Source organism: Halanaerobacter jeridensis, assembly GCF_016908315.1.
Lineage (GTDB): Bacteria > Bacillota > Halanaerobiia > Halobacteroidales > Halobacteroidaceae > Halanaerobacter > Halanaerobacter jeridensis.
In genome coordinates this window covers 89053-107679 of record NZ_JAFBDQ010000012.1, presented here as the reverse complement: position 1 = coordinate 107679, position 18627 = coordinate 89053, and the positions used below count along the sequence as shown (strand labels likewise).

Sequence of the window (18627 nt, the reverse complement as noted above, 5' to 3'; positions counted from 1 at the left end):
TCCTAAATTTAATGCCACTACGAAAAACTTGCTCAGCCATCTAATGATAGTTTTACTTTAATAGTGGGGTCAGGGATTATCTTAAAGTGAGGTTATTTATTTTTTGATTGTGCCTCTTGGTTTTGATTTTATGTTTTTAACTACTAGCTCCTAACTACTTACTTCTAGCTATAAAGTTTCACTGGAAGTGAAACTTTATATAGATTATATCACACAAAGTCAAGAATCCCAATTTGATGACTATGATTTGTATTTAAAAATTTATGTTCATAAGTGACTAACTAGTAACTGAACATAAATTGATAGAAGTAATCATTATTTAAATAATGATTACTTCTGATGATATTCTTTTTCACATTCTCTAATTAAAATTAATCTCTAATGAATAAAAAAATTAAATTTATCAATACTATTAATAATCACAAATTATAAACGAATAGGAGCATAAATATGTCCTTTTTAAAAGAGCTATTAGGTGTTGAAGACACATTAAAAAAGCCACATACTCGAATCAGTTCGCAGGAAGCACATCAATTATGGAATCTCAGTCAAATGCATCATATTTTTCTTAACAACATTAGATTAAACATAAACTTTGTTCATGATAAAGATTTTAAATATGTTCTAAAAAAACACTGTGACTACTTTCAAACAGAAGTAGAAAAAATTGAAACAATCATGGAAAAGTACTCACTTAAAAGTGCTAAACCAAGTCCTCCAAACATTAATCTACCAGAAAGAGTAGAACTTATGCAGGATGAAAATATAGCCAATTTATTATATGTTTTTCTCAAAGCAAATATATCAGTACAGATTAAAACCATTAATGATGCTATCTTTAGTGATCAACTTCGTCAGATTTTTATTGAATTTATTAAAGAAGCAGTTAATAAACTTCATCAATATATAGAATATCTAAAAAGTAAAAATTGGATTGAATATCCACCTCTTTATAAAAGCAGTAAAACTGGAGAAGAAATAGCTGCTAATGAAATCTATCATTTATGGGAACATTTAAATTACCGCTATGTTCACATTCATCAAACCAAAATTTATACTGGCTTCGTTAGTGACAATGACTTTAAACTTATTCTTAATAAAGGCATTACTGTATTGCAAAAACAAACCGCAGAACTAGAAAAACTACTCTCAAAACACGGTGTTACTTTACCCACTAAATTTCCGAACAGCATTCCCTACCCCCAAACTACAGAAATATTAGGAGATGAATATATTTTTAATATGGTCTTAAACGGTATGCAAAATGCTGCTTTTCTACACGGAGCTAGTATTCAAGAAATGATAGTTGATAAAGAAGTACGATCTTTTTTTAAACAACTATTATTTTCTGAAATTGAAATGATTGATCAATTAATTAAATATGGTAAAACTAAAAACTGGATGTCTAGTCTTCCTAAATTAAAGCGAACTCAAGAATAAATATTATTTATTAATTACTCTTTCAATCTAAATCCCAGTTGGAAATCAATTTTTCTCTATTATTAGCCATTCACCGTTTTTTAGATAAATAATACTCTCGAGTATTTAACCCGAGAGTATTAGCTAACTATTATACTTCAAATTGTTCGACCAGACCTTTTAGTTTCTGTGCCATCTCTGCTAATTCCTGGGAAGAGCGTGATATTTCATTAGACATTTCATCAATATCCCCAGTACTACTTCTTACCTGTTCACTCTTTTCAGCTAAGTCCTGAGTAGCATTAGCAGTTTCTTCTATTTGCTGAGCAGTTTGATTACTAGCTTCTCTAATTTCTTCAAAAACCTGCTTAGTTTTTTGGGCCACCTCTTCACCTTGATTGGCTCTTTCCTGTACCTCTTTAACAGCTTCTAATCCCGCATCTGATTTATTTTGCGTCTTATTCACTAACTGTGTAATCTCCTGCGTAGCATCATTGGTTTCTTCAGCTAATTCTCTAATTTCTTCTGCTACTACTGCAAAACCTTGTCCAGCTTCGCCTGCTCTTGCTGCCTCAATAGCTGCATTTAAAGCTAAGAGATTAGTCTGTTCAGCAATATTAGTGATCATTTCTACTATTTTACCTATTTCTTCTGCCGTATCATCTAAACTATCAATAATATCTAACGCTTCATCAGCAGAATTATTAATAGCATCTATACTTTCAAGGGTATTTTCAATATCTTCACTGCCTACTTCAGTTTTAGAGCTTGATTCTTGAGCAAAACTAGTTACTTCTTCGGCACTAGCAGATATTTCTTCTATATTAGCCGACATATTTTCTACTAAATCATTAGTAGTTTCTATGGTAGCATTACCTTCTTGGGCTGAGGCTGATAATTCTTGACTATAAGCAGATAAATCACTAGAATTCTCTTTGATTTGATGGATCATATCATCTAAAACATCCATTAGTTTATTAAACCAAGCCCCTAGAGTAATGATTTCATCAGTACACACCTGCTGATAGACTTCACATTCTTCACATGATTCATATTCTCCTTCAGAAATTTTAGGACATTCAATTTCACGGTCAAAATCTGGAGCATAACTCCCTACGTCAAACCAACATAGAACACCATTTTTGCCATAATCAGAACACTCTTCTTCATCACAGTCCATAATCTCTGAACAATTTACTTCTTCAATCGGATAGCGTACCGTAAAGTCACCTAAAGCAGCTTGGGTAAATATTTCTTGGAATTTCTTAATAGGTTTAGTAATATAGTGATTCATAAAGAAATAAATACAAATAATTAATACTATAAAGATAGCTAAGAAAGAAAAATAAAGAGTATAAATTATACTTTGACTTTCTTTTACTTCACTTAATACAGACTCCCTACTTTTAGCTAAAACTGCTATTCCAATTTTATCTCCTTTAAAGTCAGTCAGCGGTTGGACAATATTTAAGTAATTATTATCAAAATAATAATTACTTAAAGCTTTATCTAAGTTCAAACTTTTCTGTACATGCCCTAAAAAATCTAAATCAATATCTTTCTGACTTAGAACATAATCCCCCAGTTCACTTTTCCCTTTTAATTTTTCAGCTACATCTAAATAATTATTTTTCAGTAGATATAAAAATTCAATGTTATTGCCCTTTAAAGTTCTTTTGATAGAATTTAATCCACCTTCAAAATTAACTATTCCTACAAACTCACCTTGATATTCGACTGGATATAAACCTTTTAATCTTAATCCTTGCGAAGATTCTTCTATAGTAACCATCCCTTGTTTAGTCTCTTTTACTTTTTTATACGCATCAGAGTAACTAAGATTATCACCATAATCATTATAAGCCCAAGATTTAACAAAAGAATTTAGATTAGCATCAATTAAATGTACTTTAATATTATTAAAGCCTGTATTTTCTTTAAAAACTTTACTATAATTTTTCAATAATTCAATCCCTGCTTCTCTATTTTTTTCAGCCATAGCCTGTTTTACACCTGAATTTTTAGCTATCTGAAGCGCATTTGTCAACCACACTTTCTTTTTAGCAGCTAAAACATTTTCGAACTCCTGTTTTAGTTGTTGGGTATTTTTATCCAACACTTCTTCGCGCAAATCTGATATTTTAAAATATCCCATTGCTGTAGTAATAACAATAAAAACAATGGCTAAACTAATTAATAATAAAATAACTTTTTTCTTAAGACTTAAACTTTTTAATTTCATTCTTATCCCCTCCCCCTAAACAAATAATTTTCAAACACAACCTTCATAAATATAGTTTTGTCTAAAATCATTCAAAACCCTTCATTTTTCTACAACTTTCTACATTCTTAACGATAATAGTCCCTCACAAGAATGAGGGACAAAATATGACTTTCACTATAGTTTTTTTACTTTAATTTGATTGCGACCATTTTGCTTAGCCTGATACATTGCTTGGTCTACTGCATCAACAAAGTCATCTCTAGAAATATCATCATGTGGAATAACAGTACTCACACCTAAACTCACTGTTACATACGAAGCCACTTTAGAATCTTTATGCTCAATCTTTAGGTCAATAACAGCCTGCTGTATCTTTTCACCTACCTGCTTTGCTCCCTGAGCTTTAGTTTCAGGTAAAATTACTATAAACTCTTCTCCCCCATAGCGAGCAACTAAATCACGCGGCCGATTAACATATTCTTCTAGTGTTTCAGCTATCTGTTTTAAACAATCATCTCCGGCTAAATGACCATAGCGATCATTAAATTCTTTGAAAAAATCTAAATCAAGCATAATTAAAGATAAGGGATATTGTTCTCTTTTACAATGTTTCCATTCTTTTTCTAATATCTCATCAAATTTGCGCCGATTAGGAATCTGAGTCAAACCATCTATATAAGACATATTTTTTAATTTATTATTAGCTTCAGCTAATTTTTGATTTAAAGACCTTAATTTTTGATTGAATTTCTTCAGTTCATATTGCCGGTATAAAATAAATAATCCTATTACTCCTATTCCAGCTAAAATTTTAAACAGTAATGAATAATTAAATCTCTCTTGATACCTTATTGTTAACCAATTATTAAAAAGCTCCTTTTTCTTCTCTTGCTCGACTTGCTGCATCGCTTTATTCAAAATATTCAATAACATTTCATCTTCCGGATTAACACCAATCCGCAAATCCATTTTTGCTGCTAATTCTCCTGATATCTTTAAGTCAAACATATTTTTTTGCTGAATGATATAACCCAAACGCGGCGCAGTATTGACCATGCCAAATAATTCACTGTCTTGTACTTTTTCTAATCCTACTTCAGAGTTTTTTACTTTGACAAAATCAATTTGCGGGTATTTTTCCTGAACTACTTCAAATAAAGGACATCCTTTGCTTAAACCGATCTTTTTATTTTGTAAATCCCTTAAATTACTCACGTAAATCTCATCTTGTCTCGTAGCAATTACAAAAGGGTAGTCAACATAAGATTCAGTAAACGCTAAATTTTCATCTCTTGGCTTAACAGCAGTAGATACAATATCACTCTTCCCTGCTGCAGTTCGTTCTAATGATTTCTGCCAAGATTCTGTTTCTTTAACGTTTATTTCAACCTTCAACTGTTCTTCTAAGAGCTCAAAAAAGCGTGCAACTGTACCCTCATATCCTCCTTGCTCATTTATTTTTTCAAAGGGCATCCACTTAGGATTAACAGACATCGTAATCTGTTCTTTATCTTCTAAATATTTTCTTTCCTCTGCTGTTAAATAGCTCATCTCTTCTTCCTTACTCTGTACCCACTTTTCCTCTAGTTCTACCATTTCAGCAGGAGATATACTAGCTAAAGATTTTTCTAACATGCGATGTAATATAGGCCAATCATCACGCACCATAAAATGTAATTTTCTAAATTTATCTTGCTCATAACTTTTAAATTTACCGGCAACCTTAATATCAGTAACTAAATTCTTCTGCAGAAAATATTTAACTGTAGCAGAATAACCTATCACTGCATCTGCTGTTTTCTGTTCTAGCTGAAGAAATGCGTCTTTCATGTTATTTACTGCTAACAACTTTACCTGCGGATGATTAGTTCTTAAATATTCTTCGTAAGCCCAACCTTTAGGAACTGCTACAACTTTGCCGTATAATTGCTCTATTTTAGAAACATCTGTTGTATCTGTTCGTGTTATAAATACAGTCCGGCTATTATAATATGGAGTAGTATACAAAGCAAACTGCTGCCTATTTTCAGTTTTATAAGCTGAGGGTAAAACATCAATTTTTCTTTCTCTTAATTTATGCAATAATTCATTCCATGACCCATTGACATATTTTATTTCTATACCTAATTTATCAGCTAATTCATTAATTAAATCAACACTTAATCCAAAAGACTGACTTCCTACAGTATAGGCAAAAGGCGGCCAATTTTTATCAATACCAACTTTAATTACTTCTCGTTGCTCAACAAATTTTTTTTCACGAGAAGTTAAATTTATAGTATTGTTATCTCTTTTTACCGCATTATCTATCCATTTTTTCTTTAATCTTGTCCATTCTGTTTCCGTAATTGCATTTAATCCTTTTTCTATAATATCTTTTAATATTACAGGTTTTTCTTTTTGAATTCCAATTCTTAGATCCTCTTTAGTTAGCTGAGAACTATTATATTCTCCAGCCAACTTTATATTTTGCAAAACATTCTTTTGTACATAAAAATTACCAATTGACAAATTAGTAATTACTGCATCTATTTCTTCATATGCTAAAGCTTTAAGTAACTGTTCATTATTCTTCATCCCTACAATTTCAGAACCAAGTTCTTGTCTTAAAGTATCTTTATAGTATACATCTTTGGTAACCCCAATCTTTTTATTTGACAAATCTTGAGAAGTTTGATACCAATTATTATCTTTACGTATGTATACTACTAACGGAATTTTATAATAAGGTTCAGTATAATAGGTATATCTTGTCCGTTCCTCCTTATAAGAAATTCCAGATATCAAATCTACTTCATTATTTTTGAATTCACTTAAATTTTCAGCCCAAAAACCTGTTTCAAATTTAAATTCCAATCCTGTTTTTTCTGCTAATAACTTAAATAGATCTACAGAAAAGCCTTGCAAATTTTCATCATCTGACGATACATAAGAAAATGGAGGGAATCTTTTCATCATTGCTACTTTAACTTCTTCATGTTCTTTTATCCAATTTTTTCTTCATCAGTTAAATTTATATTTTCAGCTGCAGCATGAACACTAAAAAAACTAAATAATACAAACAATATTAAGACTAGTATTATGCGAGGGTTGTTTTTCATTTTACCCCTCCTCTATAATTATTTATTTTTCTCAGTCATAGTTTTTTAATATTACTAAAATTTATCATTTTCTCTTATCTACTTATTTCGACATAAACTATTTTTCCCCTTTTTAAAGATCAATTTATTAGACAAATACTAACAAATAACCTAAAATTGCAGAAAAAACTATCACAATAATGGGATGTAAATCTAATTTAACTAATAAAAATAAAACAATTACAGCTACTAAAACTTCTTTAAAACCAGTAATTGCCTTTTTCCCTAGTGAAATCACTGCTGCTAAAATCAATCCTACCACAGTCGGTCGAATCCCTGCCCAAGCCCGCTGTACTAATTTATTATCAGCAAATTTATTAAATACTGAAGCAATGATTAAAACAATTATCAAAGATGGCGATATCACTCCCAAAGTAGTAGCCAAGACCCCAGGAACCCCTGCTAATTTAAAACCAATAAAAGTTGCATTATTAATCGCTATTGCTCCTGGTGTCATCTGAGACACTGCAACAATATCCATAAACTGCTCTACAGTCAACCATCCATGTTGAATCATCTCTTTTTGAATCAAAGGCAGCATCGCATAGCCACCGCCAAAGGTAAATAATCCAATTTTGAAAAACGTTATGTATAATTTAAGTAGTATCATTGTTATACTCCTTATCTCGATTAACAATTAATCCAATTATTCCTGCTGCTGCAATTAAAATAATTGGTGATAGATCAAAATATAAAATACCGACTAACATTCCTACAGTATATAAAATACTTTTAGCTTCTATAATTGCTTTTTTGCCCATTTTAAAACCAGCCCAAAAGATTAAAACTACTACACAGACTCGAATCCCCATAAAAATACCACTAATATATTGATTATGCTGTAAATTTAATAATGGTTCAGTAATTAAGCTAATAATTACAATCGAAGGTAAGCTAATTCCAGTCACAGCAGTTAAAGCACCTAAAACTCCTTTTAATTTATAGCCAATAAACAAGGCAGAATTAATAGCAATAATGCCAGGTATTCCCTGCACTATCGCAAATATATCTAAAAACTCTTCATTACTGAGCCACTCTCTTTCTTCAACTAGCTCTGTTTCTAATAACGGCAGCATCGCATAGCCACCACCAAAGGTAAAGCCACCTACTTCTAAAAAAATTTTAAATAAGTCCCTAAGTTTGATATTCTCCATCCTTTTTAACCCTCCAATTTAAACTTAATTCAACCTGTTTATAGTGTATCAAACTTAAGTATTTATTTCTAGTTTCAAAAACAGTTAGATTATTATAATACCAGTCTTAACTATAAAGACTAATACTAATAATTATACTCCCGGGCTAAAAATCCGGGAGTATAATTATTAGCTATAGTTTTTACTTCTTTAGCAAAATAAGTCATGACGACAATTAATCTCTGAATTTTATTAAACAGACTTGATTCCCCGCCTCATTAAATTCAACTTGGTCATAACTTTGTTCTGCTATTATTAATCCTCGCCCCCGTTCAGCAAGTCCAACCTCTTCAAGCTTAGTGTCTAACTTCTCTGACCAATTAAATCCACTGCCCTCGTCAGCAATTACAAGTCTTATATATTCCTCACAAACAACAACTTTAACCTCTACCTTCTTTTCTCTTTGCAATTGATTCCCATGTTCAATAGCATTAGTGATTATTTCATGAAAACCTATTTGTAAAAGATCAATATCAGCAGTATATTCCACTAAAAATTGATATAACTCCTCTTCTAGTTGATTCATTTCTTCAAAATCACTCTTTATTTCTTGAGAAAATTCTATATGAAACTCCTTTTCAAATATTAAAAATGTTATATCATCTTTAGTGTTTAACCCACCCACAAAATCTTTTAAATCCTTCTTTATTTTATCCAGCAAAATATTAGTTGGCATAGAGTAATATTTTTTTAATATTCTTTTTAGTCGTTCTTGCCCATAACGTTGACCGTCATTATTTTCTTCAATTAATCCATCAGTAGTAATAAATAATTTTTCTCCAGCATGTAGTTGATACTTTTCCTTAGAAAAACCACCATAATCATTTTCAAGATTAGTGATCGGCAAATGAGAATTCTCTATTTTATTCAATTGCCCTTCACTAGTAATTACAAAAGGTAAAATATGAAATCCAGCATTACTATACTGTAACTGCTGTTCTGTTAAATCAAGCACCCCAATTTGTAGACACAAAAAATAATCTTCAGGAAAACTTTGCTCCAAATAATTTTTTAAAATTTCTTCCATCATTCGTTCAGGCGTCAAATAATTATTCTTTTCGTCATTAGTTTGAGAAGCAATTTTAGTTTTATTAATAAATTCATTAATCTGGTCTCTAACTAACAAATTCAACATTGCCCCATCTAAACTATGTCCAACTACATCAGCTACATAAAATACTAATTTATCATTAACTCGTTCAAAATTATAAAAGTCCCCCCCTAATTCATCAGCAGGTTGATAATATGTATTAATACAGAACTCTTCAAATTGAGCAGAATTTTGTGGTAAAAAATATTGATGTAATTTACGAGCTTTGTTGAGATTTTGGTTTAATTGTTGATAAGCTCGGTCTAGTTCTTTTTCTTTTTTTCTTCTCTCAGTGATATCTAGCATTGATACAATTCTTTCTTGAGTTTCAGGAATAATTTTAACTTTAATTAATACATCCTTAATTTGTCCATATTTATCTACAATTTGAAATTCATATTTTTGGGGGATCTGATTTCCTTCTCTACTTTGAACCTGTGCTAAAATTTCTTCTAATTTTTCATTCGAATTAGCTAAATGATCAAAACACATCTTTTCTTCTACTTCTGTTCCTCTATAAGCAGTTAATAATTCAAACTCTTGATTAACTAATGCAATAGTTCCATCATCTTCTACAATAGCTGTAGCAGTTCCTGTATTTTCAAATAAAAGCTGGTATTTCCTTTCTTCTTGCTGTAATTGCTTTTTGAGTTCTTTTTCTTCATTAACATCTGTCACAATCAAATATATCAATTCTCGTCCTTGGACTAAAATGATAGAACTATAAATCCTCACTTCTCTCTGCTCTCCATTAGCTAAAATATGGAGTGCTTCAAAATAATTTTGCTGATTTGATTTAATTTCTTTAATTCTAGCATCTAATTCTTTAGAAGTGGTAGCAGTAATTTTACCTACTTTTTGGCTAATTAACTCATCTTTATTATACCCATAAAAAGATAAAGCAGCTTGATTAGCATCAACAATAGTTTTACTTTGCGGATGAACTAATAATAAGACTTTAGGATTTTCAGTAAATAAACTCTCATAATAATTAGAGTTTTCTTCTAACTTTTGCTTAGCTACTTCTAATTGTTGAGATTTATCCACTTCTTTTAAAGTGTTTTTTATAACTTCTGGTAATAAATCGAGAAAATTATAATCTTTAATCAAATAATCTGCTGCTCCTAATTTCATCATTTTTACTGCTATCTTCTCATTACCATTTGCAGTCATAATAATAAAAGCTGGCGGATTATCCAACTCCTTAATTATTTTTTCAGCTTTCATATCAGGCAATTGATAATCTAATAATAATAAATCATAACTCTTCTCTGAAATTAATTCTAATGCCTCTTGCCCTGAATAAGCTATTTGATTCTGATACCCCAAAGCAGTTAACTTCTTTTCAATTAACCTATTTAATCCTTCGTCATCTTCTATAATAAGTATTTCATCTTCTGTATCAGCAAACTTATAATTCATATTAATCATCTCCTATAATACTCATTTACATTAATTTTGCCAAAAATTCAACTTAGGAATAGCAAAAAAGAAGATACTTCCTACTTTTTCTTTAGATTCTAACCAAATTTTCCCCTGATGCAAATCAATTATTTCTTTAATTAAGGCTAGACCAATTCCTTCACCAGATACAGAGGCTTGATTAGTAACTCGGGTAAAAATATCAAAAATTTCTTCTTGCTCACTAGCAACGATTCCTATACCATTATCTGCGACAGCATAAACAACTCGTTTATCTAAATTCCAACCTTTAATTTCAATTCTATTTTCTCCACTCTGATTTAAATACTTAATAGCATTATCAAGCAGATTGGAAAAAACACGTTTGAGTTGTTTTTTATCTCCATAACAATCAGGGAGTTGGTCTACAGTTAAGTTAACATTTTTTTCTTCTAGCTGATAAGCAAAATTGTCTTTAATACTCTGTATCAACTGATTAGTATTGACTAACTCTTTATCTAAATCTTTAACTGTTATCCGCGATAATTTTAACAACTCTTTTAATAAATCATCCATCCGCTTTACACTCTTCAAAATATAATCAATATCTTCAGGCAGACTTTCTTCTAAATAATAGTTTAATTTATCCTCATTATTTGTTTGATTATTGATTAATCTTTTAACCACCTCAAAATCATGCTTGATTTCCTCGCTAAATCCTTTAATATTGAGCAGAGGTGAACGCAAATCATGAGATGTACTATACAGAAGTTGCTCTAATTTACGATTTTTCTCTTCTAATTGATTTTGACTTCTTTTAATCGAGGTTCGAAAGCGACCCTTTAATTTAGTAAAAGAACTTATATTTTCAATCCATTGTTCGACCTCTTCTTGCTGGGAATTAAACTTCTGTGGTTCAATATAATAAGGATTAGACTGCACTTGCTCATTCAAAACTATATATGGGTGAACTTTTATCACATTCTTTATCATTTCTGGTGTGAATTTATTAAGATTATAACGACATAGAGCTATCACTGGATAATCAGGAAATAACTTTTGATTTAACTTAAACTCATATTCAATAATCTTCTCTTTACCTCGTTCATAATTTAAAGCCCAACTAATTTCTCCCGTCACTCGCAGTGAATCATATCCATCAGCTATAGCTCTATTTGCCTCTTTTTTCAAAAAATCAATCATTTTATCAGGTATAAACTCTTTATTTTGAGCATAAGAATCCTCTTTATCTAGTAGAATTAGTTGCTCACTCTCAATTTTATTTTCAACAGCTACTCCTGCTTCTATTAAATATTTTTTCACTTTAGTCGTACTATAAGCACCACTAATATATAAACATCTGTGATTTTGCCTTAATCCTGTTTTTAAAAAGTCAGTTACCGCTGACTTCCATTCTTCATGTCCTTCATAAAGTAAGCATAAATGGTCTTGAGGCTTTATTTCATCAAAATTTGAAGTAACTTTAGTCATTAACCCCCCCCTTAAAGTCTAATTCTACCTTCAACTCTTAATTTTTCTAAATTTTTTATCTTCATTTAGTTTATTCTACTTTGAAATAAAAATTCCTTTAATTTTGTCAATTTTTGTCTAAGTTATTGCAAAAAAAACTCCTGAGCAACAGCTCAAGAGTTTTAATTCATCCAAATTTTAATTTGATTTTTCCCTTCTTCTTTAGCGGTATACAATACTTGATCAGCTCTCTTCAGTAATTGATCATTACTCAAATGATTGTCCGGATCATTTTCTGCAATACCAATAGAACAAGTTAATCTTTTTTCAGGAGCAATATTTATTTCCTCTCCTAATTTCTCTTCAATATCTACTTTAAATTGCTCTACTTCTACTAACCTACTTTGTATTCTTTTAGCTACATTATAACTACAGACAGCTTTAGTTTCTGGTAAAGCAACTACAAATTCATCTCCACCAAAGCGAGATACAAAATCAACATCACGAGTTCCATGTTCTAATAACTCAGCAAATTTACACAAAACTAAATCTCCTATATCATGTCCGAAATGATCATTATAATATTTGAAATTATCAAGATCAATGTACATTACCGAATAATAATTTGGATCATAATTTTGATAACGCTCTATTCTACTTTTCTCTTGATTCAACTTTTTAATTAACTCAAATCTATTATACAGACCTGTCAAGAAGTCAGTTTTAGATAATTTTAACACTTTACTATAAGAATCCTGTAACTCTTCATAAGCCTCTTTCAATTCTACATCTTTTGCAATCTTTTCTAAAGCATTTGCTAATTGCTGACCCAAGATAGATAAAATCTGTAAATCATCAACTGTCAATTCTAAATCTCCACTCACAGTAAAACAGAACAAACAAGCAATTATCTCGTCCTTTATTTTTAAAGGAATAAAGATCAAAGTATTAAAATCACCAACTAAATCTTTGATTTCACAATTATCTTTACGACCATCAACTAATTTTTCTTCTCCAGCAGCAGTCATTTTGGCAATTAATTTTTCTACTTCGATTTTTTGTACAAACTTTTGCTCAGAAGCAAAATAATTTTCCCACTCACCATCTTCTTTTAAAAACAAATTACTATACTCAGCTAAAAAATTATATTCTATTAATTTCATTATTTTATTGATTAATTCTTCTTTTTCTTCAATTTTAACTAGCATATCCTGCACTCGATTCAAAAATTTAACCCGACTCATTTGGTTGTGAAACTTATTTAATGTCTCCTCTAATTCAGCTGATTCAGCAATCCAATCAAAGTCAAACTTAACTTCTTCAAAATAGAATTCATCTATTTCTTTCTCAATTCCTAATTGCTGTAAAATTAATTTTTTATAAAAATTATAATCTAGTTTTTCACAATATTCTAAACCTAATTTTAATACCTTTTCTGCTCTTTTTGGCTGGTCAATCTTTTTATACATTAATCCGTATTCATAATAAAAATGAGGATAAATATATTCTACATCATAATTTATATTATTTAATAAAACTAAAGCTTTAGAAAAATATTTCTTAGCTAGTTGATAATCACCTCGAGATTTATAATATAGAGCAGTAAACAATTCTACAAAGAATGGTTCTAAAATATCTCCACTACTCTTATCAACACCTTCAAACTTTAATTTTAGCATACATTCTTCCGCTTTAGCAAAATTACCTATTTTTAAATAATTAATACCTAATAAGGAATATAATTTCCCCTGTGATTGATACATTAAGATTTCTAATTGCAGCACACGCAATATTTCTAACAACTCCGTTAAATAGATAATAGATAGTTGATGTTCTCCAGCAAAATATAAATTCAAGCCTTGATTTAAACAAGTTACTGCAATTTCATGATAATCTTTAACTTCTCTTAAACATTGTAAAGCTTGATTATGATAATCATAAGCTTGTTCATAATTTTCGCAAGTAAAATAATGATGCCCTAAACCATTATAAATATAAGCTAGTTCACGTTTGATATCTAACTCTTCTTTTATCTTTTCACTCTTCTTGTAGTACTTTAAAACTTGTTCTTTATCCCCTTTGCCCCCATAAATTACAGCCTTCAATTGATAAGCTGCTGCCAGACGATACTGATTATCATAATCTTGAGCAATTCTTAAAACCTCTTTATAGTAGGTATCTTCCATTAATCTATTATTGTTATCTTTTGCATTTTTATTTTCATCTACTAGCTCTTGTAAATTTTTCATTGCTTCCTGGTTATTTTGTTCTACTACTTCAATATAGTAAATATAATGAAAATGAGTATAAAAACAGGCTAAAGTATTATATAATTCTAATTTTTTTCCTAATGAGACAGTTTTATTATATAATTCTTGCCACTGTTTAGGACTATACTCCTTTTTTCTCTCTTGGATTAGACAAATTAAAAAATAAATTAAAAACAATTGCTGCTCTGTACCATCATTTTGGGCTAATTTTAAACTTTTATCTATTAAATCTTCAGCAGTTTCTAAATTATATTTCTTAAAATGGACCACAGCACTTTTACGATAAGCAGTAGCCAATTCTTTACTTCGATTCTTAGTTTTCAAATAATCAGCTAAGGCTTGGTAAATAAGTAACGCATTATTATCTTCATTTAAATAGTTATAAGTATCACCTAATTTATTTAATAATTTAATATAATTATCACTATCTAAGTTCAAATTTTGCTGTTGATAATAATTATATACTTCCTCTAAATATTTTTTGGCTTCATCTAAAGCTAAAAAACTAAAGCAATGACTTCCTAACTCAATTAATTCTTCGCCAACTAAATTTTCTTCTTCCTCATTACTTAATCCTTGTTTTAGTTCTTCTTGCTGATTTAAATTAATGATCATATTTTCTCTTTCCACAGTCTTAATAAACTGATCCCACTTTTTCTTTCTGCCTCCAGACATTAAAACTCGATATCGTTTATCAAAAGAAACTAAAAACATTAATTGAACTTGGTAGTCTTTTTTTATTATATGTTGGATTATGTTCAAAGTGGAAGCACTGGATTGTTCTAAGTTTTTAATAACAATTAGCACTGGCCCCTGTTCTTCAGTCAACTTAATTAATAACTTGATAATCGACCTTAACATCTGCTGTTGTTCATATTTAAACTCTTCTAAAATTATTTCTTCTTTTCTTTGAGCTTGTTTAGAATTAAAAAAATCAATGAACAAAGGTTTGTGGAGTTGATAAATATCTGTTTCTTCAATATATTTTTCAATTTCTAAAGGAGAATAATCCTGCAAATACTCTGCTATAAACTTTAAAAAAGGCTGATACGGTGGATTATAATTATTATCTATTTCTTCCTCTAAAATTAGGCATTCATCTTTAAATTCTTTAATATAGCGAGGAAATCCCTCTTCAAATTCTTCAGCTTCAATATTAAAAAAAATAGAGTTTATATTCTTCTTTCTAACATTATTCCAAATACTATTTAAATAATTAATAATAAATTGTTGTTGCGTAGAATCAAAATCTTGTTCATGGTATAAACTCATAATTAATCCTGGTTATAAAATCACATTCAAATATCCATATATAACCAGACCTTCACCTCCTCTTTACTATTTTTTATTATCTTTTGTAAAAATATTCTTATACATATATTACCACAACACCAGCTAACATTCCTTCTTTTTTTTCTAAAAAATATAATTAGATTTAAAAAATAGAGCAATTTATACATAGAAAAACCCTAGGCTCTTAACCTAGGGACTTAAATATGAATTTTAATTTTTTTCCACCTTATCATCCCAGGCTCTAAAACCGCCTTTCATACTTTTAGCTTTCTCATAACCTGCTTCATTTAACAATCTAGTAATTTTTTTGCTAGATGCTCCTATCACACAATTAACAGCAATTTCTTGTTCTTGATCAAGATTAGCTAATTTAGGATGATCTTTTTCAAATTCGCCATAAGGAATATTAATTGCCCCAGGAATATGTCCTTGTTGATAAGCTTTTTTCTTTCGCACATCAATTACTGGAATATCTTTATCTGCTACTTCTTGAGGAGTAATCTCTTCTACTCCCTTGCCAAATAAACCTGCAATCATATCTTTAATCATTTTAATATTCTCCTTTCCTTATTTAAATACTACTTTAACTAGATTAAATATTATAAATTATGCTTACTTTTATTAATTAAATATTAGTACTATGAATTCCTGCTTAAATCTCTATCATTAATTTAAAACAACTACATTTCACTTTTCTAAAAAATCTAATTTAGTAATTAATACTATCACTAGTAATAAGGAAATTAGAACAAGAACTACATTGAAAATATATTCCCAATCAATTTCTTCTCTTAGCTGTGAAGACTCGTCTTTTACTTCTTCTCCTGCCCTACTCGGATAACTTATTAAAAGAACTAAGAACAAAATCAAAACCATTATAACTTTAATTTTTCTACTATTCCTCATAATTTTCTAAAGCTTCTTCCATCTTTTGATAAATGAATGAAATAGTCAATAATACTACTCCAAAAACAAAATAAGCCACTATTTTAGCTCCTGAACTTAATAAGGATAAATCATAAAGAAATAATTTCCCAGTAGCAAATAACGCTAATCCTAAACCTAAACGTCGTTGATAAATCAATTTCTTTTTAAAGCCATAACTAATAAAAGCTAAAGCTAAAATTAAATAAAAGATACTAAATGATAGATTATGTCGCCCTAATCTAAATTGAATAGCTAAAAAAGTAGTAATTACCCCAAACAAATATATACTTAAGATAATTGATAACCATTCTAGAGAAAACTTCTTCTTCTTTAATACTGTAGTGAGTAATTCCTTAAAATTAAAGAAAACAATAATATTGTAAGCTATTAATATTAACAAAGATACCCACTTTAAAGTCATATTTTGGGGCTTAAGAAAGACTGGAATTGTTAAATTAATTCCTATACAGATGGCATCACCAAAAAGATAAAGGAAAAGACTAAAATATTTAATGAATTCATCATAAATTAATTTAAATCTTTTAATTAATTGTCCATAGCCAATCGAAATTAAAGCTACTACTACAGACTGATAAAAATAATAATTAGCACCAGTACTCACTAAATTATTATATAATTTCCCACTTTGATACAATAAATAAATCCAAGTATGGATTACTACAAAATATTTAAATTTATTAAGCCACCATCTTGACTGACTATCTTCATTTCTTTCATCCGTTTTAGTATCAAATAAATAAAGTAATAGTAACACAATTTGGCCTAAGGTAAAAGCTAAGTATTTAAGACTAAAGTAGTGAACATCTCCTAAGAAAAATCCTACTATTAAATCTACTTTAATAAAGATAAACGCACTACAAATTAAAAGTAGAATACCACTGAATTCTAATACTTCAATTTTCTTAAGATGACCATAAACTATTAAAATTAAAGCTTCTATTAGCCATCCTAATGATAAGCATTTAACCCCAAATTGTAGTGGTACTAAAACCACTGCTAAAATTACAGCAACCCCATAAAATAAAAAGGCAGTACTTTTCTCATTGGGTATCCTCTGCTGAACAAGTTTTCCTAATAGCCAATAAATAGCCCCCAAAATTAAAGTAATTATCCCCGCTAAGTTATCCAATCCTGCTTTGAGTACTAAATTATAAAGCAATAAGCTATTAACAACAGTATTAACACCTAATAAAGATACATCAAATATACTAAGGCTCATTTGATGTTTGAGGGGATAAGCTAATATTATAGCTAAATACATAATAAAGGTAACCCCAGCATAGATAATAGCAAGTAATTCACTATTTACCTGCCCTGTTAAATAGAGTAATGCAGGTAAATTAGCAAAGAAACTAATATAATTTAATATAATCCATCTTTTTTTAAATGATATAGTCAAAACTGCCGCTGTTAAGCTTAAAAGATAAATCATCGTCCCATATAAACTAGCTCCTGATAGTTGATAATTAATTGCATAAGTTATAAAAGTTAGATAACCACCAATCAAACCCAGCGAACAGATAGTTTTAGAATTATATCGTAGTGAAGCAGCAACTACAGTAAAACTAATTAATATCATCATTAAAAAGGCAGTAACTAGATTAATTATTTCTAGCAAAAAATAACTATAAAATACAGAAGCATATAAAATAGAAATTCCGCCCCCTAATAATCCTAAAGCAAATACCTGCTTATCTTCGCGATAAAACCATTCGCCTCCGCCAATAAATAGTCCGCCTAATAAAAAGAAGAAACTTCCTTTAACATAATTGTTGACCCAGCGACTAATCCAATGTGAATAAGAATATTTAAATCCTGCTATAACTCCAAATAAAATCAACAATACTCCAATTTTATTAAGCAGATGTAAACCAATCTTTAATTCCCAACTACTCTTTTTGACCTGCCTTTGTTCTTGCTCAACTTTTTCAGTCTCATTGCCCACTATTAATCAACCCCTAATTAAGATTTCTTGTAGATAGTTCAATAATTTAAAAAATTAAAAGCAATACCTTAAATAAATTATATCATATTTTATGTAAAAATAAAACAATTTTAGAATTATATAGTAATAAATCAGTGCTTATAACTGTAATAAAATTTATTCTAATTTATTTTTAATTATTACGATTCATAATAAATAACAAAAGACCGAGCCAATTTTATGGCTCGGTCTTTT

The 18627-nt window shown here is 29.4% G+C and carries 11 protein-coding genes; 1 reads left to right on the top strand and 10 read right to left on the bottom strand.

Annotation, left to right across the window (positions count from 1 at the left end; translation table 11 throughout):
• Positions 1–450: 450 nt before the first annotated feature.
• Positions 451–1440 (top strand): DUF3231 family protein, encoded by a 990-nt coding sequence (locus JOC47_RS11380; RefSeq protein WP_204702199.1) that lies wholly within the window; start codon positions 451–453, stop codon positions 1438–1440.
• Between the two features lie 130 nt (positions 1441–1570).
• On the opposite strand, the gene JOC47_RS11375 is transcribed toward JOC47_RS11380, so the two are convergent.
• The 10 genes from JOC47_RS11375 to JOC47_RS11330 form a co-directional block, all read right to left on the bottom strand.
• Positions 1571–3661, bottom strand: a complete 2091-nt coding sequence (locus JOC47_RS11375) for a methyl-accepting chemotaxis protein (protein WP_204702198.1) — start codon at positions 3659–3661, stop codon at positions 1571–1573.
• Positions 3662–3817: 156 nt separating this feature from the next.
• Positions 3818–6601, bottom strand: a complete 2784-nt coding sequence (locus JOC47_RS11370; protein ID WP_204702197.1) for a transporter substrate-binding domain-containing protein — start codon at positions 6599–6601, stop codon at positions 3818–3820.
• A gap of 270 nt (positions 6602–6871) precedes the next feature.
• Positions 6872–7393 (bottom strand): chromate transporter, encoded by a 522-nt coding sequence (locus tag JOC47_RS11365; protein ID WP_204702196.1) that lies wholly within the window; start codon positions 7391–7393, stop codon positions 6872–6874.
• Complete coding sequence (locus tag JOC47_RS11360; protein WP_204702195.1) at positions 7380–7937, bottom strand: chromate transporter; 558 nt, start codon at positions 7935–7937, stop codon at positions 7380–7382. Before JOC47_RS11360 ends, JOC47_RS11365 begins: the two co-directional genes overlap by 14 nt.
• A 214-nt stretch (positions 7938–8151) precedes the next feature.
• Positions 8152–10488, bottom strand: coding sequence for a SpoIIE family protein phosphatase (locus JOC47_RS11355; RefSeq protein WP_204702194.1), 2337 nt, complete (start codon positions 10486–10488; stop codon positions 8152–8154).
• A 30-nt stretch (positions 10489–10518) separates the two neighbouring features.
• Entirely contained in the window at positions 10519–11958 is a 1440-nt protein-coding gene (locus JOC47_RS11350; protein WP_204702193.1) for an MEDS domain-containing protein, read from the bottom strand.
• A 161-nt stretch (positions 11959–12119) separates the two neighbouring features.
• A complete protein-coding gene (locus JOC47_RS11345; protein WP_204702192.1) occupies positions 12120–15479 on the bottom strand; it encodes a diguanylate cyclase in 3360 nt (1119 codons plus the stop codon).
• 231 nt (positions 15480–15710) lie between these two features.
• Positions 15711–16049: a rhodanese-like domain-containing protein gene (locus JOC47_RS11340; RefSeq protein ID WP_204702191.1), complete on the bottom strand. Its 339-nt coding sequence runs from the start codon at positions 16047–16049 to the stop codon at positions 15711–15713.
• Positions 16050–16187: 138 nt separating this feature from the next.
• A complete protein-coding gene (locus tag JOC47_RS11335) occupies positions 16188–16406 on the bottom strand; it encodes a hypothetical protein (protein WP_204702190.1) in 219 nt (72 codons plus the stop codon).
• Entirely contained in the window at positions 16396–18393 is a 1998-nt protein-coding gene (locus tag JOC47_RS11330; protein WP_204702189.1) for a DUF2339 domain-containing protein, read from the bottom strand. Before JOC47_RS11330 ends, JOC47_RS11335 begins: the two co-directional genes overlap by 11 nt.
• Positions 18394–18627 lie beyond the last annotated feature (234 nt).